General features: G+C 64.9%; 26 protein-coding genes. 17 read left to right on the top strand and 9 right to left on the bottom strand.

Going from position 1 to position 20706, the window contains the following annotated elements; all coding sequences use genetic code 11:
* Nucleotides 1-94: 94 nt before the first annotated feature.
* Both AC07SZ_RS10045 and AC07SZ_RS10050 read left to right on the top strand, forming a co-directional pair.
* Nucleotides 95-1618 (top strand): glucosamine inositolphosphorylceramide transferase family protein, encoded by a 1524-nt coding sequence (locus AC07SZ_RS10045; RefSeq protein WP_494914101.1) that lies wholly within the window; start codon nt 95-97, stop codon nt 1616-1618.
* Between the two features lie 89 nt (nt 1619-1707).
* Complete coding sequence (locus AC07SZ_RS10050) at nt 1708-2916, top strand: FAD-dependent oxidoreductase (protein ID WP_056571106.1); 1209 nt, start codon at nt 1708-1710, stop codon at nt 2914-2916.
* Between the two features lie 273 nt (nt 2917-3189).
* Here the strand turns inward: AC07SZ_RS10050 and AC07SZ_RS10055 are convergent, their stop codons facing one another.
* Nucleotides 3190-3360, bottom strand: coding sequence for a LacI family DNA-binding transcriptional regulator (locus tag AC07SZ_RS10055; protein ID WP_494914102.1), 171 nt, complete (start codon nt 3358-3360; stop codon nt 3190-3192).
* A 183-nt stretch (nt 3361-3543) separates the two neighbouring features.
* Between AC07SZ_RS10055 and AC07SZ_RS10060 the strand changes: the two genes are divergently transcribed.
* From AC07SZ_RS10060 to AC07SZ_RS10075, 4 genes are all read left to right on the top strand, one after another.
* Nucleotides 3544-4575, top strand: coding sequence for a hydroxyacid dehydrogenase (locus AC07SZ_RS10060; protein ID WP_056571104.1), 1032 nt, complete (start codon nt 3544-3546; stop codon nt 4573-4575).
* Nucleotides 4576-4949: 374 nt separating this feature from the next.
* Nucleotides 4950-5165, top strand: coding sequence for a CsbD family protein (locus tag AC07SZ_RS10065; RefSeq protein WP_056571102.1), 216 nt, complete (start codon nt 4950-4952; stop codon nt 5163-5165).
* Between the two features lie 151 nt (nt 5166-5316).
* A complete protein-coding gene (gene katE, locus AC07SZ_RS10070) occupies nt 5317-7425 on the top strand; it encodes a catalase (RefSeq protein WP_056571100.1) in 2109 nt (702 codons plus the stop codon).
* A gap of 145 nt (nt 7426-7570) precedes the next feature.
* On the top strand, nt 7571-7915 hold the full coding sequence (locus tag AC07SZ_RS10075) for a low affinity iron permease family protein (RefSeq protein ID WP_056572079.1): 345 nt from the start codon (nt 7571-7573) through the stop codon (nt 7913-7915).
* Between the two features lie 97 nt (nt 7916-8012).
* Here the strand turns inward: AC07SZ_RS10075 and AC07SZ_RS10080 are convergent, their stop codons facing one another.
* Nucleotides 8013-8378 carry a low affinity iron permease family protein gene (locus AC07SZ_RS10080; RefSeq protein ID WP_056571098.1) on the bottom strand — a complete coding sequence of 122 codons (366 nt, stop codon included), beginning with the start codon at nt 8376-8378 and terminating at the stop codon, nt 8013-8015.
* Between the two features lie 143 nt (nt 8379-8521).
* On the opposite strand from AC07SZ_RS10080, the gene AC07SZ_RS10085 reads away from it, so the two are divergent.
* Nucleotides 8522-8734, top strand: coding sequence for a hypothetical protein (locus tag AC07SZ_RS10085; protein ID WP_172372838.1), 213 nt, complete (start codon nt 8522-8524; stop codon nt 8732-8734).
* A 34-nt stretch (nt 8735-8768) separates the two neighbouring features.
* Here AC07SZ_RS10085 and AC07SZ_RS10090 read toward each other — a convergent pair whose 3' ends face one another.
* The gene (locus AC07SZ_RS10090) at nt 8769-8963 is read right to left on the bottom strand and encodes a hypothetical protein (RefSeq protein ID WP_056571097.1); all 195 of its coding nucleotides are present in this window, start codon (nt 8961-8963) and stop codon (nt 8769-8771) included.
* Between the two features lie 169 nt (nt 8964-9132).
* On the opposite strand from AC07SZ_RS10090, the gene AC07SZ_RS10095 reads away from it, so the two are divergent.
* The 4 genes from AC07SZ_RS10095 to AC07SZ_RS10110 all read left to right on the top strand — a co-directional run bounded on the left by AC07SZ_RS10095 (nt 9133) and on the right by AC07SZ_RS10110 (nt 11795).
* Nucleotides 9133-9324 (top strand): hypothetical protein, encoded by a 192-nt coding sequence (locus AC07SZ_RS10095; RefSeq protein WP_155772437.1) that lies wholly within the window; start codon nt 9133-9135, stop codon nt 9322-9324.
* Nucleotides 9325-9517: 193 nt separating this feature from the next.
* On the top strand, nt 9518-10261 hold the full coding sequence (locus AC07SZ_RS10100; RefSeq protein ID WP_172372836.1) for a helix-turn-helix domain-containing protein: 744 nt from the start codon (nt 9518-9520) through the stop codon (nt 10259-10261).
* A gap of 169 nt (nt 10262-10430) precedes the next feature.
* Nucleotides 10431-11108, top strand: coding sequence for a GntR family transcriptional regulator (locus AC07SZ_RS10105; RefSeq protein ID WP_494914106.1), 678 nt, complete (start codon nt 10431-10433; stop codon nt 11106-11108).
* A gap of 384 nt (nt 11109-11492) precedes the next feature.
* Nucleotides 11493-11795: a hypothetical protein gene (locus AC07SZ_RS10110; protein ID WP_494914107.1), complete on the top strand. Its 303-nt coding sequence runs from the start codon at nt 11493-11495 to the stop codon at nt 11793-11795.
* A 125-nt stretch (nt 11796-11920) separates the two neighbouring features.
* On the opposite strand, the gene AC07SZ_RS10115 is transcribed toward AC07SZ_RS10110, so the two are convergent.
* Complete coding sequence (locus tag AC07SZ_RS10115; RefSeq protein ID WP_196772386.1) at nt 11921-12013, bottom strand: putative RiPP precursor; 93 nt, start codon at nt 12011-12013, stop codon at nt 11921-11923.
* A 241-nt stretch (nt 12014-12254) separates the two neighbouring features.
* On the opposite strand from AC07SZ_RS10115, the gene AC07SZ_RS10120 reads away from it, so the two are divergent.
* Entirely contained in the window at nt 12255-14231 is a 1977-nt protein-coding gene (locus AC07SZ_RS10120) for an acyltransferase family protein (protein ID WP_494914108.1), read from the top strand.
* 49 nt (nt 14232-14280) lie between these two features.
* On the opposite strand, the gene AC07SZ_RS10125 is transcribed toward AC07SZ_RS10120, so the two are convergent.
* A complete protein-coding gene (locus AC07SZ_RS10125) occupies nt 14281-15030 on the bottom strand; it encodes an SDR family NAD(P)-dependent oxidoreductase (protein ID WP_494914109.1) in 750 nt (249 codons plus the stop codon).
* A gap of 131 nt (nt 15031-15161) precedes the next feature.
* On the opposite strand from AC07SZ_RS10125, the gene AC07SZ_RS10130 reads away from it, so the two are divergent.
* Nucleotides 15162-16055: a LysR family transcriptional regulator gene (locus AC07SZ_RS10130; protein WP_494914110.1), complete on the top strand. Its 894-nt coding sequence runs from the start codon at nt 15162-15164 to the stop codon at nt 16053-16055.
* Between the two features lie 28 nt (nt 16056-16083).
* Here AC07SZ_RS10130 and AC07SZ_RS10135 read toward each other — a convergent pair whose 3' ends face one another.
* A complete protein-coding gene (locus tag AC07SZ_RS10135; protein ID WP_494914111.1) occupies nt 16084-16983 on the bottom strand; it encodes a LysR family transcriptional regulator in 900 nt (299 codons plus the stop codon).
* Between the two features lie 97 nt (nt 16984-17080).
* Between AC07SZ_RS10135 and AC07SZ_RS10140 the strand changes: the two genes are divergently transcribed.
* Both AC07SZ_RS10140 and AC07SZ_RS10145 read left to right on the top strand, forming a co-directional pair.
* Nucleotides 17081-17842, top strand: coding sequence for an alpha/beta fold hydrolase (locus AC07SZ_RS10140; RefSeq protein ID WP_494914112.1), 762 nt, complete (start codon nt 17081-17083; stop codon nt 17840-17842).
* 102 nt (nt 17843-17944) lie between these two features.
* Entirely contained in the window at nt 17945-18256 is a 312-nt protein-coding gene (locus AC07SZ_RS10145; RefSeq protein ID WP_056571082.1) for a hypothetical protein, read from the top strand.
* A 55-nt stretch (nt 18257-18311) separates the two neighbouring features.
* Here AC07SZ_RS10145 and AC07SZ_RS10150 read toward each other — a convergent pair whose 3' ends face one another.
* From AC07SZ_RS10150 to AC07SZ_RS10160, 3 genes are all read right to left on the bottom strand, one after another.
* The gene (locus tag AC07SZ_RS10150; protein WP_172372814.1) at nt 18312-18914 is read right to left on the bottom strand and encodes a DUF6456 domain-containing protein; all 603 of its coding nucleotides are present in this window, start codon (nt 18912-18914) and stop codon (nt 18312-18314) included.
* Nucleotides 18915-18987: 73 nt separating this feature from the next.
* The gene (locus AC07SZ_RS10155; RefSeq protein ID WP_494914113.1) at nt 18988-19293 is read right to left on the bottom strand and encodes a hypothetical protein; all 306 of its coding nucleotides are present in this window, start codon (nt 19291-19293) and stop codon (nt 18988-18990) included.
* Nucleotides 19214-19903 (bottom strand): YdaU family protein, encoded by a 690-nt coding sequence (locus AC07SZ_RS10160; protein ID WP_056571077.1) that lies wholly within the window; start codon nt 19901-19903, stop codon nt 19214-19216. Before AC07SZ_RS10160 ends, AC07SZ_RS10155 begins: the two co-directional genes overlap by 80 nt.
* Nucleotides 19904-19995: 92 nt before the next feature.
* Between AC07SZ_RS10160 and AC07SZ_RS10165 the strand changes: the two genes are divergently transcribed.
* On the top strand, nt 19996-20277 hold the full coding sequence (locus AC07SZ_RS10165) for a DUF982 domain-containing protein (protein ID WP_056571075.1): 282 nt from the start codon (nt 19996-19998) through the stop codon (nt 20275-20277).
* 99 nt (nt 20278-20376) lie between these two features.
* Nucleotides 20377-20685, top strand: coding sequence for a DUF982 domain-containing protein (locus AC07SZ_RS10170; RefSeq protein ID WP_056572073.1), 309 nt, complete (start codon nt 20377-20379; stop codon nt 20683-20685).
* The last annotated feature ends 21 nt before the right edge of the window (nt 20686-20706 follow it).

A 20706-nucleotide genomic window follows, 5' to 3' on the forward strand; every position in this document is an offset into this window, starting at 1 on the left:
AACACTTCACTTCAACCCATCCGTCCGGGCCTCTCGCGTGTCCAATTTTCGAACACCGGCCAGATGCGCAACGTCGCAATGCCAGGGGTGCGACATGCGGGTGAGCCTGCGCCTGGACGGCGAGCGCGTCCGTGCTTTTCACCTGCTGCTCCTGCGGCGTCTGGCCGAGCTGGCCCCTGTCGAGGTTTCCGTCGACGCCAGGCCGGCCGGGGGCGGCATTCCAGGCAGCGCCACGGCGCTGTTTCAGCTTGAGACGGCCATCCATGGCCTGCCGGCGGACGGGCTGGCCGAGCGCCTGCCGCTTTCGGCTTTGGCGCCCTATCGGACGCAGCCGCCCGCCTCCCCCGACCTGGTGATCGACCTCTGCGGCGACGTCCACCTGGAAGGAACGCGGGTCTGGCGCGTGACCTATGACGGCGCCGCCGGCGAAGCGGCCCTGCTGGCGCTGATCCTCGACGGCCGCACGCCCATCGCCCGCATCGAGGAGAACGGCGCCGCCGTCGCCGAAGGACGCCTGGGCACCGAATATGGCGGCATCGCGCTTGCCTCGTTCCAGGACATGCTGGCGCGCACGGCAAGCCTGATCGTCGCGGCGATGCCCCCCTCGGCAATGAATGGCACGGCGCGCACCGTGCCCGTCCTGCCTGAGCCGGCGCAGGCCGGCGCCTCGCCACGGATACCCTCCACCACCAGGCTTGGCATCAGGGCGGGCAAGGCGCTGGCGCGGCGCATTGTCCAGAAGATCTATCACCTCTGCTACAATGCCCCGCACTGGAAGGTCGGCTGGCGCCAGACCGACGGCCGCGACCTGTTCGACCTGCGCGCCCATCCGGCAACGGGCTGGCAGGTGCTGCCCGACGACGGCAGCCGCTTCTACGCCGATCCGTTTCCGATCCTCCATCAGGGACAGGTAACCCTGTTCGTCGAGGATTATATCCACCGCCTCGGCAAGGCCATCATCTCCGCCGTGCCGTTTGGCCCATCGGGGCCGATCGGACGTCCCGAGCCGGTGCTCGACCTGCCCTACCACCTCTCCTACCCCTTCGTCTTCGAGCGCGACGGCGAGGTCTGGATGGTGCCGGAAAGCTGCGCCAACCGCACGGTCGACCTCTACCGCGCCACCGCCTTCCCCGGCGGCTGGGTCAAGGAAGCGACGCTCCTGTCCGATATCGTCGCCAGCGACGCCACGCTGGTCGAGCATGGCGGCCGCTGGTGGCTGTTCGCCACCGTCCGCGACGGCGGCGGCGCCTTCTCCGATGCGCTCCATCTGTGGTCGGCGCCGGACTTTCGCGGGCCGTGGGCGCCGCACCCCAGGAATCCCGTACTGGTCGACATCGCCTCGGCGCGCCCGGCCGGCCGCATGGTCAAGCGCGGCAACGACCTGCTGCGCCCGGTGCAGGATTGCCGCCGGAGCTACGGCGCGGCCCTCGGCATCGCACGCGTCGCTCACCTTGATGTGAACGGCATGGAGCAGGTTGTCGAGACCATCTTAACCCCAGGCGCGCTATGGAATGGGCGCAAGCTGCACACGCTCAACGAGGCGGGCGGCCTGGAATTCATCGATGGCTCGGCGATCGCGCCGCGCTGGAAACAGGAGAGGCGCCCACCATTAACCTAAACACTGGTTACCACCAGCCACCCGTGCTGGTTGCTTGAGGTTGCTATGGGCCCGGAAGATATTTCCACCAGGGATTGTGGAGACGAAAGATGACTAGCATAGAGGGCGTCGACATACCCCTCGCCGAGGCTCCCCCGGCTGAAGTCGACGTAGCGATCATTGGGGCCGGAATGGCCGGCACCACCCTGGCAACGCTGTTGGGAAACGCCGGCCGCAAGGTGGCGCTGATCGATCCGCACCGCGTCCATCACGACGAGTTCCGGGCCGAGAAGATCGGCGCGAACCAAATGCGGCTGTTCGAGAAGCTCGGTCTCGACAAGATGGTCATGCCTCTCGTCACCCCGTTTACCGACGTCGATGTCTTCCGCCTCGGCCAGTTCTTCGCCCGTGAAAAGAAGTGGGAATACGCATTTTCCTACGGCGCGCTGATCAACGGCCTGCGCGACGCCTTGCCGCCACAGGTGCCACTGACGGTCGGCAAGGTAACCGAGGTCTCGACCGGGCCGGACCGGCAGCGGCTGGTGCTGGCCGACGGCACCGTCATCAATGCCCGCCTGCTGGTGGTGGCCACCGGCTACAGCGAATTGGTGCGGCGCGCCATCGGCGTCGAGCGCATCGAATTGTCGAAGGCGCATTCGCTCTCGATGGGATTCGATCTCGCGGTCGCGCCGCGTGACTGCGCCTATCGCGCCGTCACCTGCTATGGCAAGCGGGCCTCCGACCGCGTCGCCTATCTCACCGTTTTTCCCATCGGCGACAGGATGCGGGCCAACATGTTCGTCTATCGCACCGTCGCCGACCAGTGGACGCGGGATTTCCGCGCCGATCCGCAAAAGATGCTCTGCGAGCTGATGCCCGAAATATCAGCGCAGTGCGGCAACTTCGAAGTGGCGAGCCCCGTCGAGGTCAGACAGGTCAATCTGACCACGACGCAAGGCCATCGCCGCGATGGGGTCGTCTTCATTGGCGATGCCTTCGTGACGACATGCCCGACGCCGGGCGTCGGCATCGGGCGGGTCATGATCGATGTCGATCAGCTCCATTCGGTTCACATTCCGCGCTGGCTGGAAACGCCAGGCATGGCGGCTGACAAGATCGGCGCTTTTTATGACGACCCGGTCAAGGTGGCTTCGGATGAGGAAGGTATGCGGGTGAGCATCTACGCCAAGCGGATCACCACCGAAACAGGGCTGGAATGGCGCGCGCGGCGCCTGCGCAACAACACGGCGCGCCGGCTGATGATCATCGGCCGCAAGGTGCGCCATCTGGGACCAAGGCGGGCGCCCGGCATGGCGTGAGGGACCTCCCCTGTCCCGCCAAAAAGCAAAAGGCGCGATCGAGCGACCGCGCCTTGCACCTCGCCCCATCGGGCGAAAGCGTCGTTCCGGCCCGCTCAGGGCGGCGGGAGCAAACCTGATGATGGGCTCGTCTGGGCCGTGACGGCCGAGAGCCGCTCACGCTTCTGCCAGCTTGGCTTCTCGTATTTCTTCACCGGATAGTGCCCTCCGCGTTGGATACCGCGCCATAAGAAATGCTTCGGCACGCTGTGTCAATTATGCCAGTACAGGCTTTCACAACCTCGCACTGCCTGAACGATCTCCCTCGGAGGCCAGCGGATCCAGGCGGAAGCCCAATTGCTCGACGGCATCAAGGACGCGTTGCGCGTTCTCGGGCTTTACCGTGGTGACGCCGGCCATGACCTTGGAGACGGTGGCGGCCGACACGCCGGCGCGGCTCGCCACGTCGTGGATCGACGGACGCCGCGGCTGTCCTGCCTGTGTGCCATGGCTCCTCCTCCCGAGGCGCGGCCGGGCGCATTTTCTTGTCCGCCGAGGGCATGAATAGTCGATTTTTCCGAGTTGTAAATCGGTTCACGCGAGGTGATTATTGCCTTGAGTGCGCGGGCCGCGCCGGGAGGAATCATCATGTCGAACAAGGATTTGCCGCTGGTGATCAGCGCGCCGGAACCACGCACGCTCGAGCTGATCTTCACGCCGCCGCAGCTGGCGCGCTTCAGGGCGAAATACCGCGTCGTCGAAACCACGGCCGATGGCGTCGCCGGGCTGCCGGCCGATGTGCTGGCGCGGGCCCGCTACATCGTCGGCCAGCCGCCGATCGCGCCCGGAACGCTGGACGCCATGCAGGCGCTGCGCTGCGTCTTCAACGTCGAGAGCAACCTCCTCGACAACATGCCTTACGAGACGCTGTTCGCGCGCGGCATCCATGTCGTCACCACCGGCCTCGTCTTCGCCGATCCGGTGGCCGAGCTTGGCCTTGCCATGGCGCTGAACCTTGCCCGCGGCATCGTCGATGCCGACCTCGCCTTCCGGCAAGGCAAGGAGTTGTGGGGCGGCGACGGCAATTTGACGGCGCGGCTTTTGTCGGGCGCCGATGTCGGCATCGTCGGCTTCGGCGATCTCGGCCGCGCGCTGAACCGCCTGCTGTCGGGCTTTCGTACCCGCACCCGGGTCTTCGACCCCTGGCTGCCGCCATCGATCCTGATCGACAATGGCGTCGAGCCGGCCTCGCTCGACGAGGTGCTGTCGCGCAGTGACTTCGTCTTCGTCGTCGCCTCGGTGACCTCCGAGAACCAGGGCTTTCTCGGTGCCGATGCCTTTGCCAAAATGCGCAAGGGCGCCGCCTTCATCCTGCTCAGCCGCGCCGGGGTGGTCGACTTCCCGGCCCTGATGGCGGCGGTGAAAAGCGGCCATATCGTCGCCGCCAGCGATGTCTTTCCGGAAGAACCGCTGGCGCCGGACCATCCCGTGCGCACCCTGCCCGGCTTCCTGCGCTCGGCCCACCGCGCCGGCGCGCTCGACATCGCCTTCAAGCGCATGGGCGACATGGTGCTGGAGGACATGGACCTGATCGACCGCGGCCTGCCGCCGCTGCGCTCCAAGCGGGCCGAGCGCGAGACGGTGTCGAGGATGCGCTCGAAGCCGGTGGACAGGAACTGACGGGAGAGCGGAGAGCGGAACCTTTGCGCGGCGTTTACGTTTCAGAGGTGGATCGTCTCCCATTCGATCCGTTACTCCTCCAATCAAGCCCCGCCAGGCTCCTGCCGGCGGGGTTTCTTTTATCTGGCGATCAAGGTCGCCCGCATGCGTCGCGGAAGACGGGCTTTTCGTCACCATGGAACGATCGCCCCGCTGACAGGTTTTGCAAATGGCCGGGCGGTGGGACGCCCGGTCTACTCCAGAAGGCCCGTCACCTGTCGCGTCGGTGGCGGGCCTTTCCTTTTGCCGCGCTCTCCGCGGCATGCGGAACCTTCCCGACAAAGCGACGTTGGTCCTCGCCGATCAGGCAGACAATTCGCAAAAAGGAACATTCCATGGGAAGCACCAGTGACAAGGCCGCGGGTCTCGCCAATCAGGCTGTAGGCAAGGCCAAGGAAGGTGTCGGCAAGGCCGTCGGCAATGATCGCCTGCGCGCCGAAGGCGCGGCACAGGAAGCCAAGGGCAAGGTCCAGAAGGCTGTCGGCGACGCCAAGTCCGCCGTCAAGGACGCGACCAACAAGACCGCCGCCGCGATCAACAAGAATCTCTGAGAGCTTCTTTGCTCTTGGGACGTTTGGAGGCCGCCGCGCCAACCGGCGGCCTTCTTCACGTCGGCATTTGAAATCGGCGGGGAACACATTGCCCTGCCCGAGATTGAGGAACCAGCGCAGCCCGCGCATTGACCCCTCGAGGACTTCAGTCATGGCCAAGCAAACCTCCAGGCCGGCCGGAACGGCCGCGACCATTCACGATCAGAAACCGCAGCGCGGCGAAGGCGGCGAACTGCACCAGACCGCATCCGGCTCCACGCCGGTGCTGACCACCGCGCAAGGCGGGCCGGTCTCGGACGACCAGAACTCGCTCAAGATCGGCGCCCGTGGCCCGACGGTGCTGGAAGACTTCCATTTCCGCGAAAAGATATTCCATTTCGATCACGAGCGCATTCCCGAGCGCGTCGTCCATGCGCGCGGCTATGGCGCCCACGGTTATTTCGAAACCTATGAATCCCTGGCCAAATACACCCGCGCCGACATCTTCCAGCGCGCCGGCGAGAAGACACCGGCTTTCGTGCGCTTCTCCACGGTCGCCGGCAACAAGGGTTCGGCCGACCTTGCCCGCGACGTGCGCGGCTTCGCCGTCAAGCTCTACACGCGGGAAGGCAACTGGGACATTGTCGGCAACAACATACCGGTGTTCTTCATCCAGGACGCGATCAAGTTTCCCGACCTGATCCACGCCGCGAAGGCCGAACCCAACAGCGATTTCCCGCAGGCGCAGACGGCGCACGACAATTTCTGGGACTTCATCTCGCTCACGCCTGAAAGCATGCACATGATCATGTGGGTGATGTCCGACCGCGCCATCCCGCGCTCGCTGCGCTTCATGGAAGGCTTCGGCGTCCACACCTTCAGGCTGCTCAACGCCAAGGACGAATCGACCTTCGTGAAATTCCTCTGGAAGCCGAAGCTCGGCCTCCAGTCGGTCGCCTGGAACGAGGCGGTCAAGATCAACGGCGCCGACCCCGACTTCCATCGCCGCGACCTGTGGGACGCCATCCATGCCGGCAATTTCCCGGAATGGGAACTGCAGCTGCAGCTCTTCGACCAGGCGTTCGCCGACAGTTTCGACTTCGACATCCTCGATCCGACGAAACTCATTCCCGAGGAGGTGCTGCCGCCGATCGCGGTCGGCCGCCTGGTGCTCGATCGCATGCCCGACAATTTCTTCGCCGAGACCGAGCAGGTCGCTTTCATGACGCAGAACGTGCCGCCCGGCGTCGATTTCTCCAACGATCCATTGTTGCAGGGCCGGAATTTCTCCTATCTCGACACGCAGATCAAACGGCTGGGCAGCACCAATTTCACCCACATCCCGATCAACGCGCCGAAATGCCCCTTCCACAATTTCCAGCAGGACGGCCACATGGCGATGCGCAACCCGGTCGGGCGCGCCAACTACCAGCCCAACTCATGGGATGAAGGCCCGCGCGAATCCCCGCAAAAGGGTTTCCGTTCCTTTGCCGAGGTCGAAGCCGGACCGAAGGCACGGCTGCGGTCGGAAACCTTCGCCGACCATTACAGCCAGGCGCGCCAGTTCTACATCAGCCAGGACCCCGTGGAGCAAGGCCATATCGCCGCCGCACTGACCTTCGAACTGAGCAAGGTGCAGACGCCTGTCATCCGCGAGCGCGTCGTTTCCCACCTTCTCAACATCGATGACGGCCTGGCCGGCAAGGTGGCGGATGCGCTCGGCTTGAAAGCCATGCCGAAGCCCGCCGACGCGGCGGTGCCGACGCGCGGGGATCTTCCCGCCTCGGATGCGCTCAGCATCCTCAAGAACGGCCCCGGCCGTTTCGAAGGCCGCAAGCTCGGCATCCTGGTGACCGAGGGAACGGATGCCGGTTTGCTGAATGCCTTGAAGCAGGCGCTGACCAAGGCCGGCGCCAAGTTCGAGATCATCGCGCCGAAGGTCGGCGGCGCCAAGGCGAGCGACGGCGGCTGGATCGACGCGCAGCAGATGATCGCGGGCGCACCGTCGGTTCTTTACGACGCCATCGCGCTCCTTCCGGCAAAACCCGCAATGGCCGACCTGTTGAAGGAATCCACCGCCCGCGACTTTGTCGCCGACGCCTTCGCGCACTGCAAGTTCATCGGCTTCGTCGAAGCGGCGGCACCTCTGCTGGAGAAGGCGGGCGTAGCCGAGGACGAGGCGGTGATCCCGCTTGCATCGGCCAAGGACGTCGCGGGCTTCGTCGCCAGTCTCGGCGACCTGCGCTTGTGGGCGCGCGAACCCAAGGTGAAGCTGGGCTGAAGCCGGTCTTTGGTGACATCAGCTGGAACCGGCTTCCTTCTCGGACATTACATTAGCTGGTCCGATCGGCGGGTTGCCGATCGGGAAGGAGCCCGCCGCCTCCACGGGGATGGCGGGCTCCTTGCATCCTCAGGCGGAGATTTGGGTGGACAAACCTCTCTATGCCCTCGCCGAGTTCTTCTCCAAGCCGCCGGGCTTCTACGTGATGCTGGCCGCCGCCCTTGTCTGCGCGCTGCTCACCAGCGCCACGCTCGGAACCTACATCATATCGATTTCAGCGATGTGCCTGACAGGCGTGGTCCTGATCCAGAACTACCGAGACACCTCGGCCATGCAGGCGAAACTCAACGAGATAATCGTCGCCCTGGACGCCGCCCGCAACGAGGTGGTGGGGCTTGAACATGCTTCGCCCGCAGCCATCGACGCAGAGCTGAAAGACATAGAGAACAGGGCCTCGGCCGCGTCCTCACGCGAGGTTCAAGGAGGCTAGAGCAATTCCAGGAAAAGTGTGAAACGGTTTTCCGTCCGAGTTGCGTTAAAACAATGAGTTAGAGCAGTTCGCCGTTTCCGTGAAACGGTGAAATGCTCTAGCCCCTTTCCGCCTTTGCCGTCTTGGCCCGCTCGCAGGCGGAGCGAAATTCCTCCACCTCCCGCTCCGTGAGATGCTCGATCCCGATAAAGTCATTCTTGCCCATACCGGACCGTATGAGTTCGTCCAGCTTGGCCTGGATGGCCGCGCCATCCCGGTTCTGGGTGTTCTGGATGAGAAAGACCATCAGGAACGTGATGATCGTGGTTCCGGTGTTGATGATGAGCTGCCAGGTCTCGGAATAGTGGAAGACCGGACCGGTCGCCGCCCAGATCAACACCGATGCCAGGCACAGGGCGAAGGCCGAAGGTCTGCCGGCGGCCCGGGCGACCGCGCCGGCCATGCGGTTGAACGTTTTTTCCATGCGGGAGCTTTCGAAAGGTTGGAGGAACTTCGCCACAACTTCCCCGTCGACCCCCGGTTCCGGGCAATGAGTTCGTTTTCGTCCCATCCTTCCGGGACATTCTTCCCAAGACGCGCACCTGGCTGCATCGAAGGAGAATTCCCTTGGCCGACCGCCGCCGGACAAACCGGATTGAACGCGCCACCCGCGAATCTCAATCCATCATTGCCGGAAAACGTCGGGCGCGTGAGGCCAAGACTGCTCGGCCGCGGACACAGCGGCTCTCTTCCGACGGACCAACTCCGGCCCAATCCGCCGGCTCGAAGCCCAGGAACGCCGCCCCCAAATCTTCACAAAAAATCATCGACGCCGACTGACGCCGCGCGGGTCCTCTTCGGCGGACGGCAAAGCCTACTTGGCCACAATCCAGTCCAGAACGTCCGGGTCGATCTCGTCAATGCCGGTCAATTCGCGCACCAGCTCCTCGGCGTGCATTCGCCATTGCTGTTCGGCAATGCGATTTTCCACGACCGATTTCCTGAAGGCGCCGCGAAGAATCTCGCAGTCCAGGGCGGATATATTCTTGCTTGAATGGTTGTCAGCCATTTTAGCCTCCGCATTGGTGGCGGTAGCACCTGATTTGGCTTCCAAGCGTCCGGATGCCGTGAAAGGCGGACGACCGGGGGACTTTACGCCTCCATGCGGCAATGGCGAGTCAATTCATCATGGGGAACGTTGCAACCACTCGGTGGTTGTAGCGTGAGGAGGGCTGCCCGTGTCAAACCAACCCAGCGTTGTCGAGACCTTGCGGATCGTCAGGGGATTTTTGATCCTCGCGCGAAAGGCGGTCATCGATGCGCACCATATCGAAGCCATCATCGAGATCGATACGCTGATGCAGGTCGCGCAGGCGGAGACCGACAGGCGCATTGCCGTCCTCGAACGGGCGGCGGCATCAAAGACATAGGTGCCGCGCGCGATCCCCGAGGGCACGGCGCGAGCCCATGCCCCTGGACGGTTGCCGGACCAGCGCAGCCGTCGAACAGTGCAAGGGCCTATTGGCCAAAGGTCCCATTCGCGTCAGCGCCATGGTGTGAGAGATTGATAAAATATAAGCAATTGCTTGAATAGTGGTCCGAACGGCTGTCGAGAGGCGTGTCGTGCCAATCCGCAGGAATCTTGCCGAGAATCTCCGACGGCTGTCGAGCAGCCATGCGTCGGTGGCCGCCGTATGCCGCGGGCTGAACATGAACCGCACCCAGTTCGACCGCTATTTACAGGGCAAGAGCGTGCCCAACCGGGCGACGGCCAAGCTGATCTGTGACTATTTCCGGATCGACGAGGATGAATTGTACCGTGCGCCGGAAGCGCCCGAGCCAGCGGACGCGGGCCTGTCACCAATCCACCGGATGCTTTACGAGAACATGGTGCGCGGCCCGTCCCCCGCCCTCGCCGGCGGCACCTATTTCACCTATTTCGCGGTTCCGGACCGCCCCGACCTTGTGATGCGGTCGGTCACCTTCGTGCGGCGCGAGGCCGAGCGCGTGACCTTCAGGCGCGTGACCCGATGGGCCGAAGGCCATCGCCAGGGCGGAGCGCGGGTGCCGGGCTGGCACTATGGCGTGGCGGTGTCGCGGCTGAACTGGATTTATTTCGCCGGCATCAACCGCCGCCAGACACGCGAACCGTCGATCGTGGCCGTGCAATGGGCGCCTTACTCGGAGCCGGTTCTAGTCGGCAACGCCTTCGTCCTGACCGGAGCTGGACCGCTCTGCGTAAAGGTCATCATGCGCCAGGAGGTCCGCGGGATCAGCCTGCGGCAGGCGCTGCGCATGTCCGGCGTCGTCAGCCTCGACGACCCGCGCCTCGACCAGCTCGTGGCAAGCCTTGCGCGCGAGGGCTAGAGCAATTCCAGGAAAAGTGTGAGCGGTTTTGCCGGGACAAGCGCGTAGAGCTTGCCCTTGGGAAATGCGTCAAAACAAAGAGTTAGAGCGGTTCGCCGTTTCCGCGAAACGGTGAAATGCTCTAGAGTGCTGTCCCGGGTCAATCGGCCCGGAGCAACAAGGGTTCGCGATGCTCAGCAGTTTCGACTATGGCGGCAAGGAAGCCGACACCGTGCACGCGCTGGAGGAGGACATCATCTTCGGCCGGCTGGCGCCCGGCACGCGCCTGGTCGAGGATGTGCTCCTGGCGCGCTTCCCGGTTTCGCGCCACTCGATCCGCCAGGCGCTCTACCAGTTGGAGAGGCTGGGCATCGTCACGCGCGAGCGCAACAAGGGCGCCATGGTGCGCCGGCTCTCACCCGAGGAGGTGCGGCAGATCTATGAAGTGCGCGAAATGCTGCAGCGCCAGGCGGCACTGATGATCCCCCTGCCGGCCAGCGACGCGCTGATTACCGAACTGACCGAGATCCACCGCATCTACAGCGGCCATGTCGACGCAGGCTACCTCAGGGGCATCCACGAGGCCAATGACCGTTTCCACCTCACCATGTTCTCGGCCTGCGGCAACGCCTATCTCGTCTCGTCGATCGAACATTACATGCGCCTCAGCCTGCCGGTGCGGGCCAACTCGCTGGCCGACCGGGAAAAACTCGACATCTCCCGGCAACACCACTTGATGATGATCGAGGCGCTGAAGCGCAGGGACAATTGGGTGCTGGCGCAGCTCTGCGTCGACCATCTGCAGCCGAGCAAGGCGTTCTATCTCCAGGAGATCGAAGCGGCACCGGCGGGCAGCGACGCCGGCTAGGGCAATTCCGGGAAAAGTGTGAAACAGACTTCCCTGGAAAAGCGCGACCAGACCGGCCCGAACGACAGCCCCGCCGGTGGGGCCTTTTTTCAGCGTCCGCCACGGAACAATCACGGGGCCGGGAAATTCTGAAATTGGCCTGATGCTGCTGCGGCCGGCCCTCTAGCGCACCCGCGTTTCGCGTCGGCAGTGCACTGTCGTCATGCGGCAAGAGTATTTTTATGCAGTCTTACGGCAAAAATCAGGAAAAATTTCAAGATTTTTAGAATACGTTTGCAAAATCAAGCGCGCCTCGCGCCATAAACCGGAACTTTACCAAAATTCTTCCGTTAAGACATTGATCGTTGCTTAGACGGTCACGAAGCAACAGGGAAGGATCCTATCATGAATATCAAGATCATCTGTCTTGGCGCAATGGCGCTTTCAATGGCCGCCGGCTCTGCTCTCGCGGGCGGCAGCACTGGTACATCCGCTCTCGACGACCCGGCCAAGATGCAGCCCTTCTATACGGATTCCAGCATGAAGACGCTGCGCGGCAATGACGATTTCGTCAAGGCCTGGAAGGCGCTGACGCCGGGCGACCAGGCGTCGATAAAGACGGCTTGCGCGGACGAGGCCAAGAACGCCACTCCCGCCAATTCCCATCCGGAATTCTGCAGCAGCGTGAAATTGAACGGCGGCAGCTGATAGCTTGCCCTCCATTGAAAAACAGCCCCGTTGCGGGGCTGTTTTGTGATGGCGGGCTGCCGAAGAGTCGAGGTACCCGACAACGGTGCGCCTCGCCGCCTGCGAGCGGCGAAGCCCACCCGGGCTTAGACGGGCGTTCCCGATGGTGCGGCGATCGCGGTAACGCGGGAAAGTTGCTCGCGCTTCACGAGCACCGGCTTTTCGTAGGTCTTCTTCATCATGATATCCCCTTGCCCAAGTGACGAGCCGGGATCGCATCGCCGCCGCATCGCGTCAAGCAATGGCCAGACACGGTTCCGTGATCGACCGCGCGGCCTTCGCACGCCTTGAGTCTCCCGTCTCCTTTTTCTGGCCATGTTGCACTGCGAAAAACTTGCTGCATTGCGATAACGGCCTGCCCGGCCGAGAGTGGCGGGCGCTGGGCAGGGTTGTTGGGCTTGGGGGCAAGAAGGAGGCCTCGTGGCGGCATCATTCCGTCCAGACATACAGGGGTTGCGCGCGCTGGCCGTCGGCGGCGTCGTTGCCTATCATTTCGGCCTCACGGCCCTGCCCGGCGGCTTTGCCGGCGTCGACATCTTCTTCGTCATTTCCGGTTGGCTGATCACGACGCATCTGATGGGCGAGATCACCAGGACCGGCCGGCTCGACCTCTGGCGCTTCTACGCCCGGCGCGCCCGGCGGCTGCTGCCGGCCGCCCTGTTCGTCATCCTGGCGACGCTTGGCACGGGCTATTTCATCCTCGCGCCGCAGGAGCAGGCGCTCTATTCGCGCGGCGCCATGTACGCCTCGGCCTACGCCATCAATCTGTGGCTGCTGCGCTGGTCGTTCGACTATTTCGCCGCCGATGCCTTGAGCAACCCCTTCATCCATTTCTGGTCGCTGTCGGTGGAGGAGCAGTTCTATCTCGTCTGGCCGGCGCTGCTGCTCTTCGCTGCCTGGCTGCACCGGGGCAGGCGCATGGCGATGGTGGTGATCGGCGTCGCCGGCCTCGCCTCCTTCGCCGCATGCCTGTGGCTCACCAGCCTTTCGCCGGCCTGGGCCTTCTACTTCTCGCCGCTGCGCGCCTGGGAGTTCGCCGCCGGCGGCCTGGCGACGCTGGCGCCGGCGGCCTTGTGGCAGCGCCGGGCATGGCTGCGCGCGGCGCAGGGCTGGATCGGCCTGGCGCTGATCGCGGCGGCCTATCTCACCTTGACCGAAGACCTGCCCTTCCCCGGCTGGTACGCGGTTCTCCCGGTGGCCGGCACGGTGCTGGTGCTCTTGAGCGGCGCCGGCGAAGAACGCGACGCGGCGGCAGCCAGCCCGGCCGGCTGGCAGGCGCTGGCGCCCGCCTCCGTCCTTTCGCTGCCGCCCCTGCAATGGATCGGCACGCTCTCCTATTCGCTCTATCTCTGGCATTGGCCTGTCATCGTCTATGCCGGGATGCTGGCGCCGGACCTCACCACCCCGCAGCGCCTCGGCTGCGCCGCGCTGGCGCTGGTGCTGGCATTCCTCACCTACCACCTGATCGAGAACCCGGCGCGCCTCGGTGGCGGGCTGATGGCCGGCGCTCGAGCGCTTGCCCCCGCGCTGGCGCTGACCGGCGTGGGCGTGGCCGTGGCCTATGCCAACGCGCATCTGGCCACGCGCAACATCGACCCCGCCCAGCGCGGCATCGAACAGGCCGCCGAACAGCCCTCTATCGCGCGCGCCACCGACAAGAACTGCCTGCTCGATTTCCACACGGTGAAGCCCAAACCCTGCACGTTCGGCCCGGCGGACGCCGCCCACACCGTCGTGCTGTTCGGCGACTCGCATGCCGATCACTGGTCGACGCCGCTGGTCGAGGCGGCGAGCCGCAACGACACCAAGGTGGTCACCTATCTCAAATCCTCCTGCCGCGCCTCGCGGCTCTCCACTTTCAACACGGTGCTGAAGCGCGACTACACCGAATGCGACGCCTGGCGCGAACAGGCGATAGCGGAAATCATCCGCCGCAAGCCGCGCCTGGTGGTGATCTCGGAATTCTCGATCGGCAATCTGACGCGCGACATGACCGCCGCCGGCCGCAAGCAGGAAACCGCGCGCTGGCAGGCCGGCCTGCGCTCCACCTTGCAAGCCTTCAGCCAGGCCGGCGTCGAGACGGCGGTCATCCGCGACACGCCGATCGGCGACAGCTTCGCCGATTCCTGCGTGGCCCGCGCGCTGTGGTGGCGCGAGGCCCCCTCGCGCTGCGACACGCCGAGGGCGCAGGCCGCCAATGACGGCACCGCCGCGCAAGAGCGCGCCGTGGTGAAAAGCGTGCCCGACACGCTCTATGTCGACCTCACCGACCGCTTCTGCGGCCCGACCGAGTGCCACGTCTACATCGGCGGCAAACTAGCCTTCCGCGACCGGCATCACCTGGCGACGGCGTTCGCCGAGACGCTGGAAGGGCCGCTGGAGAAGGCGCTGTTTTAGCGGGGCTTGGCTTCCTTTTTCACCTGCGGGAGAAAGGAGGACCACGCCTCTACCGCCACCCGCCAGACGCCGTGATCCGCTCTCCGCTCACCCACGCCGCCTCGTCGGATGCCAGGAATACCGCCACCTTGGCGATATCGTCCGGCTGGCCGAAGCGGCCGAGCGGGGTGACTGCCACCAGCGCCTTTTCGGGCTCGCTGCCGACAATGCCGACATGCCGCAGCCCCTCGGTGTCGACGCCGCCCGGCGCGATCGAATTGACGCGGATGTTGCGGCGGCCCAGTTCGCGCGCCATCGACAGCGTGATCGAATCCACCGCCGCCTTGGTGGCGGCATAGACCAGTGAATTGGGCTGCGGGTTGAAGCTGGCGACCGAGCTGATGTTGACGATGCTGCCGCCCCGCGGCCCGAAATGCCTGGCCGCCTCCTGTATGGCCAGCACGACGCCCAGCACATTGGTGTCGAATTGCCGGTGGAACTCGGCCTCGCTGACCGCCTCCAGCGGCTCGAAGCGGAACACGCCGGCATTGTTGACCAGGATGTCGGCGCCGCCGAAGGCGGCTTTCGCCGCTTCGAACAGGCCGCTTATGTCGGCCGCCCGCGCGACGTCGCCCTGCACGGCGACGGCCCGGCCGCCGGCTGCCTCGATTGCCGCGACGACGCGGCCGGCGCCTTCCCGCGACGAGGCATAATTGACCACCACGGCCGCACCCGCCGCCGCCAGGCCCTTGGCGATGGCCGCGCCGATACCCTTCGAGGCGCCGGTGACGATGGCGACCTTGCCGCTCAGACTGCTCATCCATTCTCTCCTTGTGACGATGACGAGCGTTATTTAAGCTTGCCGAAAATGCGTATTAGCCTGACATCAGGCCAATCTTTCCTGCCTGGAATTCCGTAATCGATCCCGTCCCGACATGCGATGTTGCCGCCATGACCACCATCCTCGAAAAGACCGCCGGCCTCGTCGCCTTCGTGCGCACGGTGGATGCCGGCTCCTTCCAGGCCGCCAGCCGGCTGATCGGCTCCAGCCCGTCGGCCGTGTCGAAGAGCGTCGCAAAGCTGGAACGCCGGCTCGGCGCGAAGCTCATCCGGCGTTCGACGCGCCGGTTGGGGCTGACCAGCGAAGGCATCGCCTATTATGAGCGCGTCGCGCCGCTGCTGCGCGCGCTCGACGATGCGCAGGATATCGTGCAGGGCACCGGCACGGCGCGCGGCCTGTTGCGCGTCACCGCTCCTGTCGAGCTCGGCCGCGGCCTGATCGCCTCATGGGCCGAGGGGTTCCTGGCCGAACAGCCCGACGTGAAGCTGGAGCTCAGCGTCACCGACCGCCACGCCGACCTGATCCGCGAAAACTATGATGTGGCGGTGCGCATGGGCGCGCTGGCCGATACCGGGCTGACCGCACGCCGCATCGCCAGCCTGCCGATCGTGCTGGTGGCCGCGCCCGCCTATCTCCGGCGTCGGGGCTTTCCAGCCTCGATCGCGGATTTGCGGGACCATGATTTCATCCGCTACGTCTCGGCCGGCCGGCCGCTGCCGATCACCTTCGCCGACGGCATCGAGATCGTGCCCGACGGCCGCCTCGACACCGATGACGGCGGCGCCATCCGCCACGCCGCCCTTGCCGGCGCGGGCATCGCCCATCTCATGCGCTTCGCCGTGCAGGACGACCTCGACGCCGGCCGCCTGGTTCGCGTCTTGCCCGACGTGCCGATGCCGACCATGCCGGTGCATATCGTGCATGCCTTCGGACGGCAGTTGCCGGTGCGGGCAAGGCTGTTCGTGGAGTTCTTGGCGCTACGGATGGGGAGGCTCGGCCGCTAGGGCAACGCGGCCCCCGGTCCCGTGTGCCCTACGCATGCCGCCTGTAGCGCAAATGCTCGACGAGGGCCGCAAGCGCGGCCGATTTCTGGTGCCTGCTCGGGTAGTAGAGATGGTAGCCCGACCAGACGGGACAGAATGTTTCCAGGCACGTTTCCAAACGTCCCGAGGCGAGATGCCCGGCAACATGCGTTTCGAAGATGTAGGCCAGCCCCAGACCAGCCAAGGCGGCTTCGATCATCACGGGCGCATCATTGACGATGACCGCGCCCTCGACCGGCACGTCGACCATGCGCGCACCGTCCCTGAACATCCAGCGGTAAACGTCGCCATGGCTTGCCGTGCGAAAGTTGATGCAGCCATGCGCGGCAAGATCCTCGAGCCGGACAGGCCGGCCTTTCCTGCGAAAGTAAGCCGGCGCGGCGACAATGGCCGCGCTGACATCCGGCCCCACCGGAACGGCCACCATGTCCTTCTCCAGATGCGCTCCGAAGCGAATGCCGGCATCGAATCCTCCCTGGACGATGTCGACGAACCGATCGCTGACATGGATGTCGACCCGAACGCCCGGATGGCTGGCCAGGAATTCGCTCAGCGCCGGCACCAGAATGGCGCGCGCCGGATATTCCATCACGGTCAGCCGTAACGTGCCGGACGGCTGGTCGCGGCTGTCCTGCAATTCCAGCAGCCCGCTTTCGATTTGGCGCAGCGAAGGCGTGATCCGATCGAGCAGGCGGCGGCCCGCCTCGGTTGGCCGCACGCTGCGGGTGGATCGCGCAAGCAGGGGCACGCCCAGCCGCGCCTCCAGTGCACTGATGGTCTGGCTAAGGCCGGACTGCGCACGCCCCATGACGGAAGCGGCCCGTGTGAAGCTGCCCGCCTCCACAATGGCCTGGAAAACGAGCAGGTCGGCGATATCGCGACGATCCATTTATCAGCCTGAGTGATAGACCCATTCATATAAATCACCCTACTGGCGAAATGCAATTCGCCTTAGGTCTCCGGCTCCCACCAACCGGAGCTCCAAGATGGACAGGATCAGCACCCTTCTCGCCTCGCTCATGATTGTTGCCGCCGCCGCGACACTGCCCGCGCCCGCCGCGGCGAAAGCCGGCAATATCGTGCTCGTGCACGGAATGAACATGGATGGCGGTGCCTGGCGCGGCGTCTACGACCGCCTGACAGCCGATAAGTATCATGTCACCGTGGTGCAGCTGCCGATGACCTCCATTCAGGACGATATCGCCGCCACCCGCCGCGCGATCGACGCGCAGGATGGTCCCGTCGTGCTGGTCGGTCACTCCTATGGCGGCATGGTGATCAGCCAGGCCGGCACCGAGCCCCAGGTCCGTGCCCTCGTCTACGTGGCGGCGTTCCAGCCCGAGATCGGCGAAAGCCTGGGCTTCCTCAACGCCTCCATCCCCGGCAAGCTGCCGGCGGACGCGCTTACCGTGTTCAAGGACGGCTTCTACCTTGTAAAGCCCGACGCCTGGATCGCCGATGTGGCGAACGGCCTGCCCGAGGCCGAGGCACGCTATACCGCCATGTTCCAGACGCCCGCGAACACGGCGATTTTCGGCTACAAGGCCGAAGCCGCGGCATGGCACAATGTGCCAAGCTGGGCAGCCATTGCCACGGAAGACCGCACCATTGCGCCGGATCTGCAGCGGCGGATGTCCAAACGCTCGGGCGCCAAGGTCGTCGAGATCCACGGCGGCCACTTGCTCCCGATGTCGCATCCCTCGGAAGTCACCTCGGTAATCGAGGATGCGGCCGCTTCGGTAAAGTGAAGCGGGTCTTGCGCCCGGCGCCGCATGGGTTGCCTTGCGAATCCATGGAACGAGGTCCCGCCTTGCGGGTTATATTAGATCGGCCTTGAAAAGGAGGTAGCCATGAAGAAGCTCCTGTTTGCCTCGGTTATCGCCATTGCCTCGGCTGCGGCGATGATCGCCCCCGCCGAGGCCCGCAGCCACGTCTTTATCGGCATCGGCGGCTACGACAATTATTACGGCAACGATTACGGCAATGACTATTACAATGGGGACTATGGCGGCCGCTATGTCTACGGCCCCTACGACCCTTATGACGACGGTTACAGATACAGGCCGCGTTATTTCCACCGGCACCACCGCTGCCACCTCGAACTGGTCAGTCATTGGCGCCACCACCACCGGATAGTCGAGGAAGTCCGCGTCTGCGGATGACCTGATCCTGGTGAAGCGAATCCGGCCGGCATCGCCGGCCGGATTTTCGCGGGTCTCACCCCGCCCGCCGCTCCATCATCATCCCGTAATGCACCGCCAGCAGATCGAGCCCGATCTTCAAGAGCTTCGTCACCACGTCCCTGCCCTCGCCGGTCTGTTCCGCCGCGCCTTTGACCGACTCCCCCGCGCAGCAGACTTTTTGCACCACGACGGCCACCTCCCAGTGACCGAGCGCGCGGGTGGCGGCGGCATGCGCGCGGCCGGCGTCGAGCACGCTGTCGGCGATGCCGCCGCCCTTGCGGCCGCCGTCGACGCGTTCGCTCCAGCGCATCGGTTTCACCCCGGCCTGCTGGCTGCACTGGAAATCCTCGCGGTAGCGTTGGCCGGCCTCGCGCTGCTGGCGCGATAGCGAGGTGATGCCGATGAGCGGATCGACCGTGCGGACCCGCACGATGCCGCCGGTCGAGGTATGGCCGTCATTCGACACCTCATAGACGCGCCGGGCTTCAGCCGTGCCGGCCGCCAGCCGCTTGCGGCCGAAGGCATCGTCGCTCAGCGCGAAATCATGGCCGATCTCGCGGCGGATGCGCACCTGCTCGGCCTCGCCCTTCGGCAGTTTCGGCGCCTGCGGCTTGGCGGCTTTGGTTTTCCTGGGCATGGGGTGGCTCCTTGGTTTTGGGGTGTGGTTTTTTGGTTGAGAGGGCGCTGTCCCGACGACCTGTCCGAGATGATCATCCTGTCACCTGCTTCACGGGCGCCTGCACCGCCCTTCTCGCCATCAGTTCCCGCATCGTGCGTCGCTCCCGCACTTCGATGCAGAGCTGGGCGCTGGACGGGCAGAACTGGGCGTTGCCGCTCTTCACCTCGCCGCGGACGAAGCGCTGGATGGCGGCCTGCAGATCGGCAAGCTCGGCGTCGCGCACCGCGCCGAGATAGCCTCGCATCTGCATCTCGACATCAGTCAGGGCGGATTGCGGGAAGCATGAGAACATCGCGGCCAGCGCCTTCGTCGCCTGCTGCAGTTCGGCTGCGGTCATGGCTGCGGATCTCCTCGATGATGGCGTTGGCGGCGTCGGTATGGGTTTTCGGCCTGACCCAGCCGGGTTTCTTCCCCGGGAAAACGGGAGCTGTATTGCCCGCGCGGGACAAAGGCTCCGCCTTCTCCCGGGAGAGCGCCGCCGCTTGTTCTCCATGCGCCGAAAAAGCTTCCGCATTTTCAGGCGAAAAAGCGGAAGCTTTTTCATTCTGGTTTCTGGAGTCTGGAGAATGCCGCGGCAACACGCCGGCATTTGGTGCCGCATGCGCCTTTGTTTTCAAGGCGGTAGCGGCCCCGCCGCGTGCGCCGGCGGCGGCCCTCGCCTCGCTTTTGACCAGTGCCTTGTGCAGTTCCTTCGTCAGCCTTTTGTGGCCGATCTCGCCCGCCTCGCGCTCGAAGAAGGTCAGAAGATCGGCGCTGATGGCACGCCATCTCTTGAGCGACAGGCGCGCCACGCGCGCGAGCTTGGCGTCATCATCGGGCAGCCGGCCGCCGGCATTCCACATCGCCATCAGGATGAGCATGTAGGCGCCGATCTGCTCGGTGGAGAGCTGCAGCGTGTCGCCGACGAAATCGGAGACATAGAGCTGCATGAAGGGCCGCTCGCTCATGCGGCCCTGCCCGCCACGTCGCCCACCGGGTCGATGGAACCAGCCGCCTGGCCGCACGTTATGACGCGTCCACGCCAAGGGGAGGTTTGCCGATGACAGCTTTCATACCGGTTACGCTGCGCTTTTGCGACAACAAGACCATGCTGGTTGGGTCCGTGGCCGAAGCCGAAACGGCGTTGCAGCACCAGTGGCCCGACAAGACAGCACCCGCCTTTCTCGACGCCGCGCGGCTGGTCAGGCAGGCGGTAGAAGGCAATTGCTGCCCGCGCACCGCCTTCGAAGCCTTCACTGGCGTCGCCGGGCAACAAGGCATATTGGTGGTCAAGCCGCGAAGCCGCGCGCATGACTGGCTCGACGCCGCCGCCAGCCCCTGAGGCAGGCACGAAGGCAATGCAACCGCCTGACGGTCTCGCGCGTTTATAAGCGCAGGCTTGGAAGCCGCGCCCAGAGCGAAGGTGAATGCCGTGGGTACGATGAAAACCGGAGTGCCGCTTAAAGTGTCGATGGACGGACATGTCGAGGAGATCGACAGCGTCAGCGACGCCGCGGATTTCCTGCAGCGCTGGCCGATCGAGCGCCGTGGCCATGTCTACCGCAGCGCACTCAACGCCTGCAGCGCCGCGATCGCGGCGCAGATTTCCGAATCCGACGCGATAAAAGTGTTCACCGGCTTCGCCCGCGTCACCGGCATTCTGGTTGCCGACAGCGGCCCGGCCATGAGGCTTGAGGCACGCACGGTGCAGAGCCGCATGCCCAAACAAGGCCGCCAGATGCCGAAATAGGTTTGTGAGGGCTCTTTCTCC

Source organism: Mesorhizobium sp. GW821-FHT07A06, assembly GCF_059419085.1.

Bases quoted from the DNA above. Each gene is read 5' to 3' on its own strand.
- AC07SZ_RS10065 (WP_056571102.1), top strand. From the start codon at position 4,950: ATGGGAAGCACCAGTGACAAGGCCGCGGGTCTCGCCAATCAGGCTGTA.
- AC07SZ_RS10150 (WP_172372814.1), bottom strand. From the start codon at position 18,914: ATGCCCAGGAAAACCAAAGCCGCCAAGCCGCAGGCGCCGAAACTGCCG.
- AC07SZ_RS10135 (WP_494914111.1), bottom strand. From the start codon at position 16,983: ATGGATCGTCGCGATATCGCCGACCTGCTCGTTTTCCAGGCCATTGTG.
- AC07SZ_RS10105 (WP_494914106.1), top strand. From the start codon at position 10,431: ATGCTCAGCAGTTTCGACTATGGCGGCAAGGAAGCCGACACCGTGCAC.
- AC07SZ_RS10045 (WP_494914101.1), top strand. From the start codon at position 95: ATGCGGGTGAGCCTGCGCCTGGACGGCGAGCGCGTCCGTGCTTTTCAC.
- AC07SZ_RS10140 (WP_494914112.1), top strand. From the start codon at position 17,081: ATGGACAGGATCAGCACCCTTCTCGCCTCGCTCATGATTGTTGCCGCC.
- AC07SZ_RS10090 (WP_056571097.1), bottom strand. From the start codon at position 8,963: ATGGCTGACAACCATTCAAGCAAGAATATATCCGCCCTGGACTGCGAG.
- AC07SZ_RS10155 (WP_494914113.1), bottom strand. From the start codon at position 19,293: ATGACCGCAGCCGAACTGCAGCAGGCGACGAAGGCGCTGGCCGCGATG.
- AC07SZ_RS10170 (WP_056572073.1), top strand. From the start codon at position 20,377: ATGAAAACCGGAGTGCCGCTTAAAGTGTCGATGGACGGACATGTCGAG.
- AC07SZ_RS10110 (WP_494914107.1), top strand. From the start codon at position 11,493: ATGAATATCAAGATCATCTGTCTTGGCGCAATGGCGCTTTCAATGGCC.
- AC07SZ_RS10080 (WP_056571098.1), bottom strand. From the start codon at position 8,378: ATGGAAAAAACGTTCAACCGCATGGCCGGCGCGGTCGCCCGGGCCGCC.
- AC07SZ_RS10115 (WP_196772386.1), bottom strand. From the start codon at position 12,013: ATGAAGAAGACCTACGAAAAGCCGGTGCTCGTGAAGCGCGAGCAACTT.
- AC07SZ_RS10060 (WP_056571104.1), top strand. From the start codon at position 3,544: ATGTCGAACAAGGATTTGCCGCTGGTGATCAGCGCGCCGGAACCACGC.
- AC07SZ_RS10160 (WP_056571077.1), bottom strand. From the start codon at position 19,903: ATGAGCGAGCGGCCCTTCATGCAGCTCTATGTCTCCGATTTCGTCGGC.
- AC07SZ_RS10145 (WP_056571082.1), top strand. From the start codon at position 17,945: ATGAAGAAGCTCCTGTTTGCCTCGGTTATCGCCATTGCCTCGGCTGCG.
- katE (WP_056571100.1), top strand. From the start codon at position 5,317: ATGGCCAAGCAAACCTCCAGGCCGGCCGGAACGGCCGCGACCATTCAC.
- AC07SZ_RS10130 (WP_494914110.1), top strand. From the start codon at position 15,162: ATGACCACCATCCTCGAAAAGACCGCCGGCCTCGTCGCCTTCGTGCGC.
- AC07SZ_RS10165 (WP_056571075.1), top strand. From the start codon at position 19,996: ATGACAGCTTTCATACCGGTTACGCTGCGCTTTTGCGACAACAAGACC.
- AC07SZ_RS10050 (WP_056571106.1), top strand. From the start codon at position 1,708: ATGACTAGCATAGAGGGCGTCGACATACCCCTCGCCGAGGCTCCCCCG.
- AC07SZ_RS10125 (WP_494914109.1), bottom strand. From the start codon at position 15,030: ATGAGCAGTCTGAGCGGCAAGGTCGCCATCGTCACCGGCGCCTCGAAG.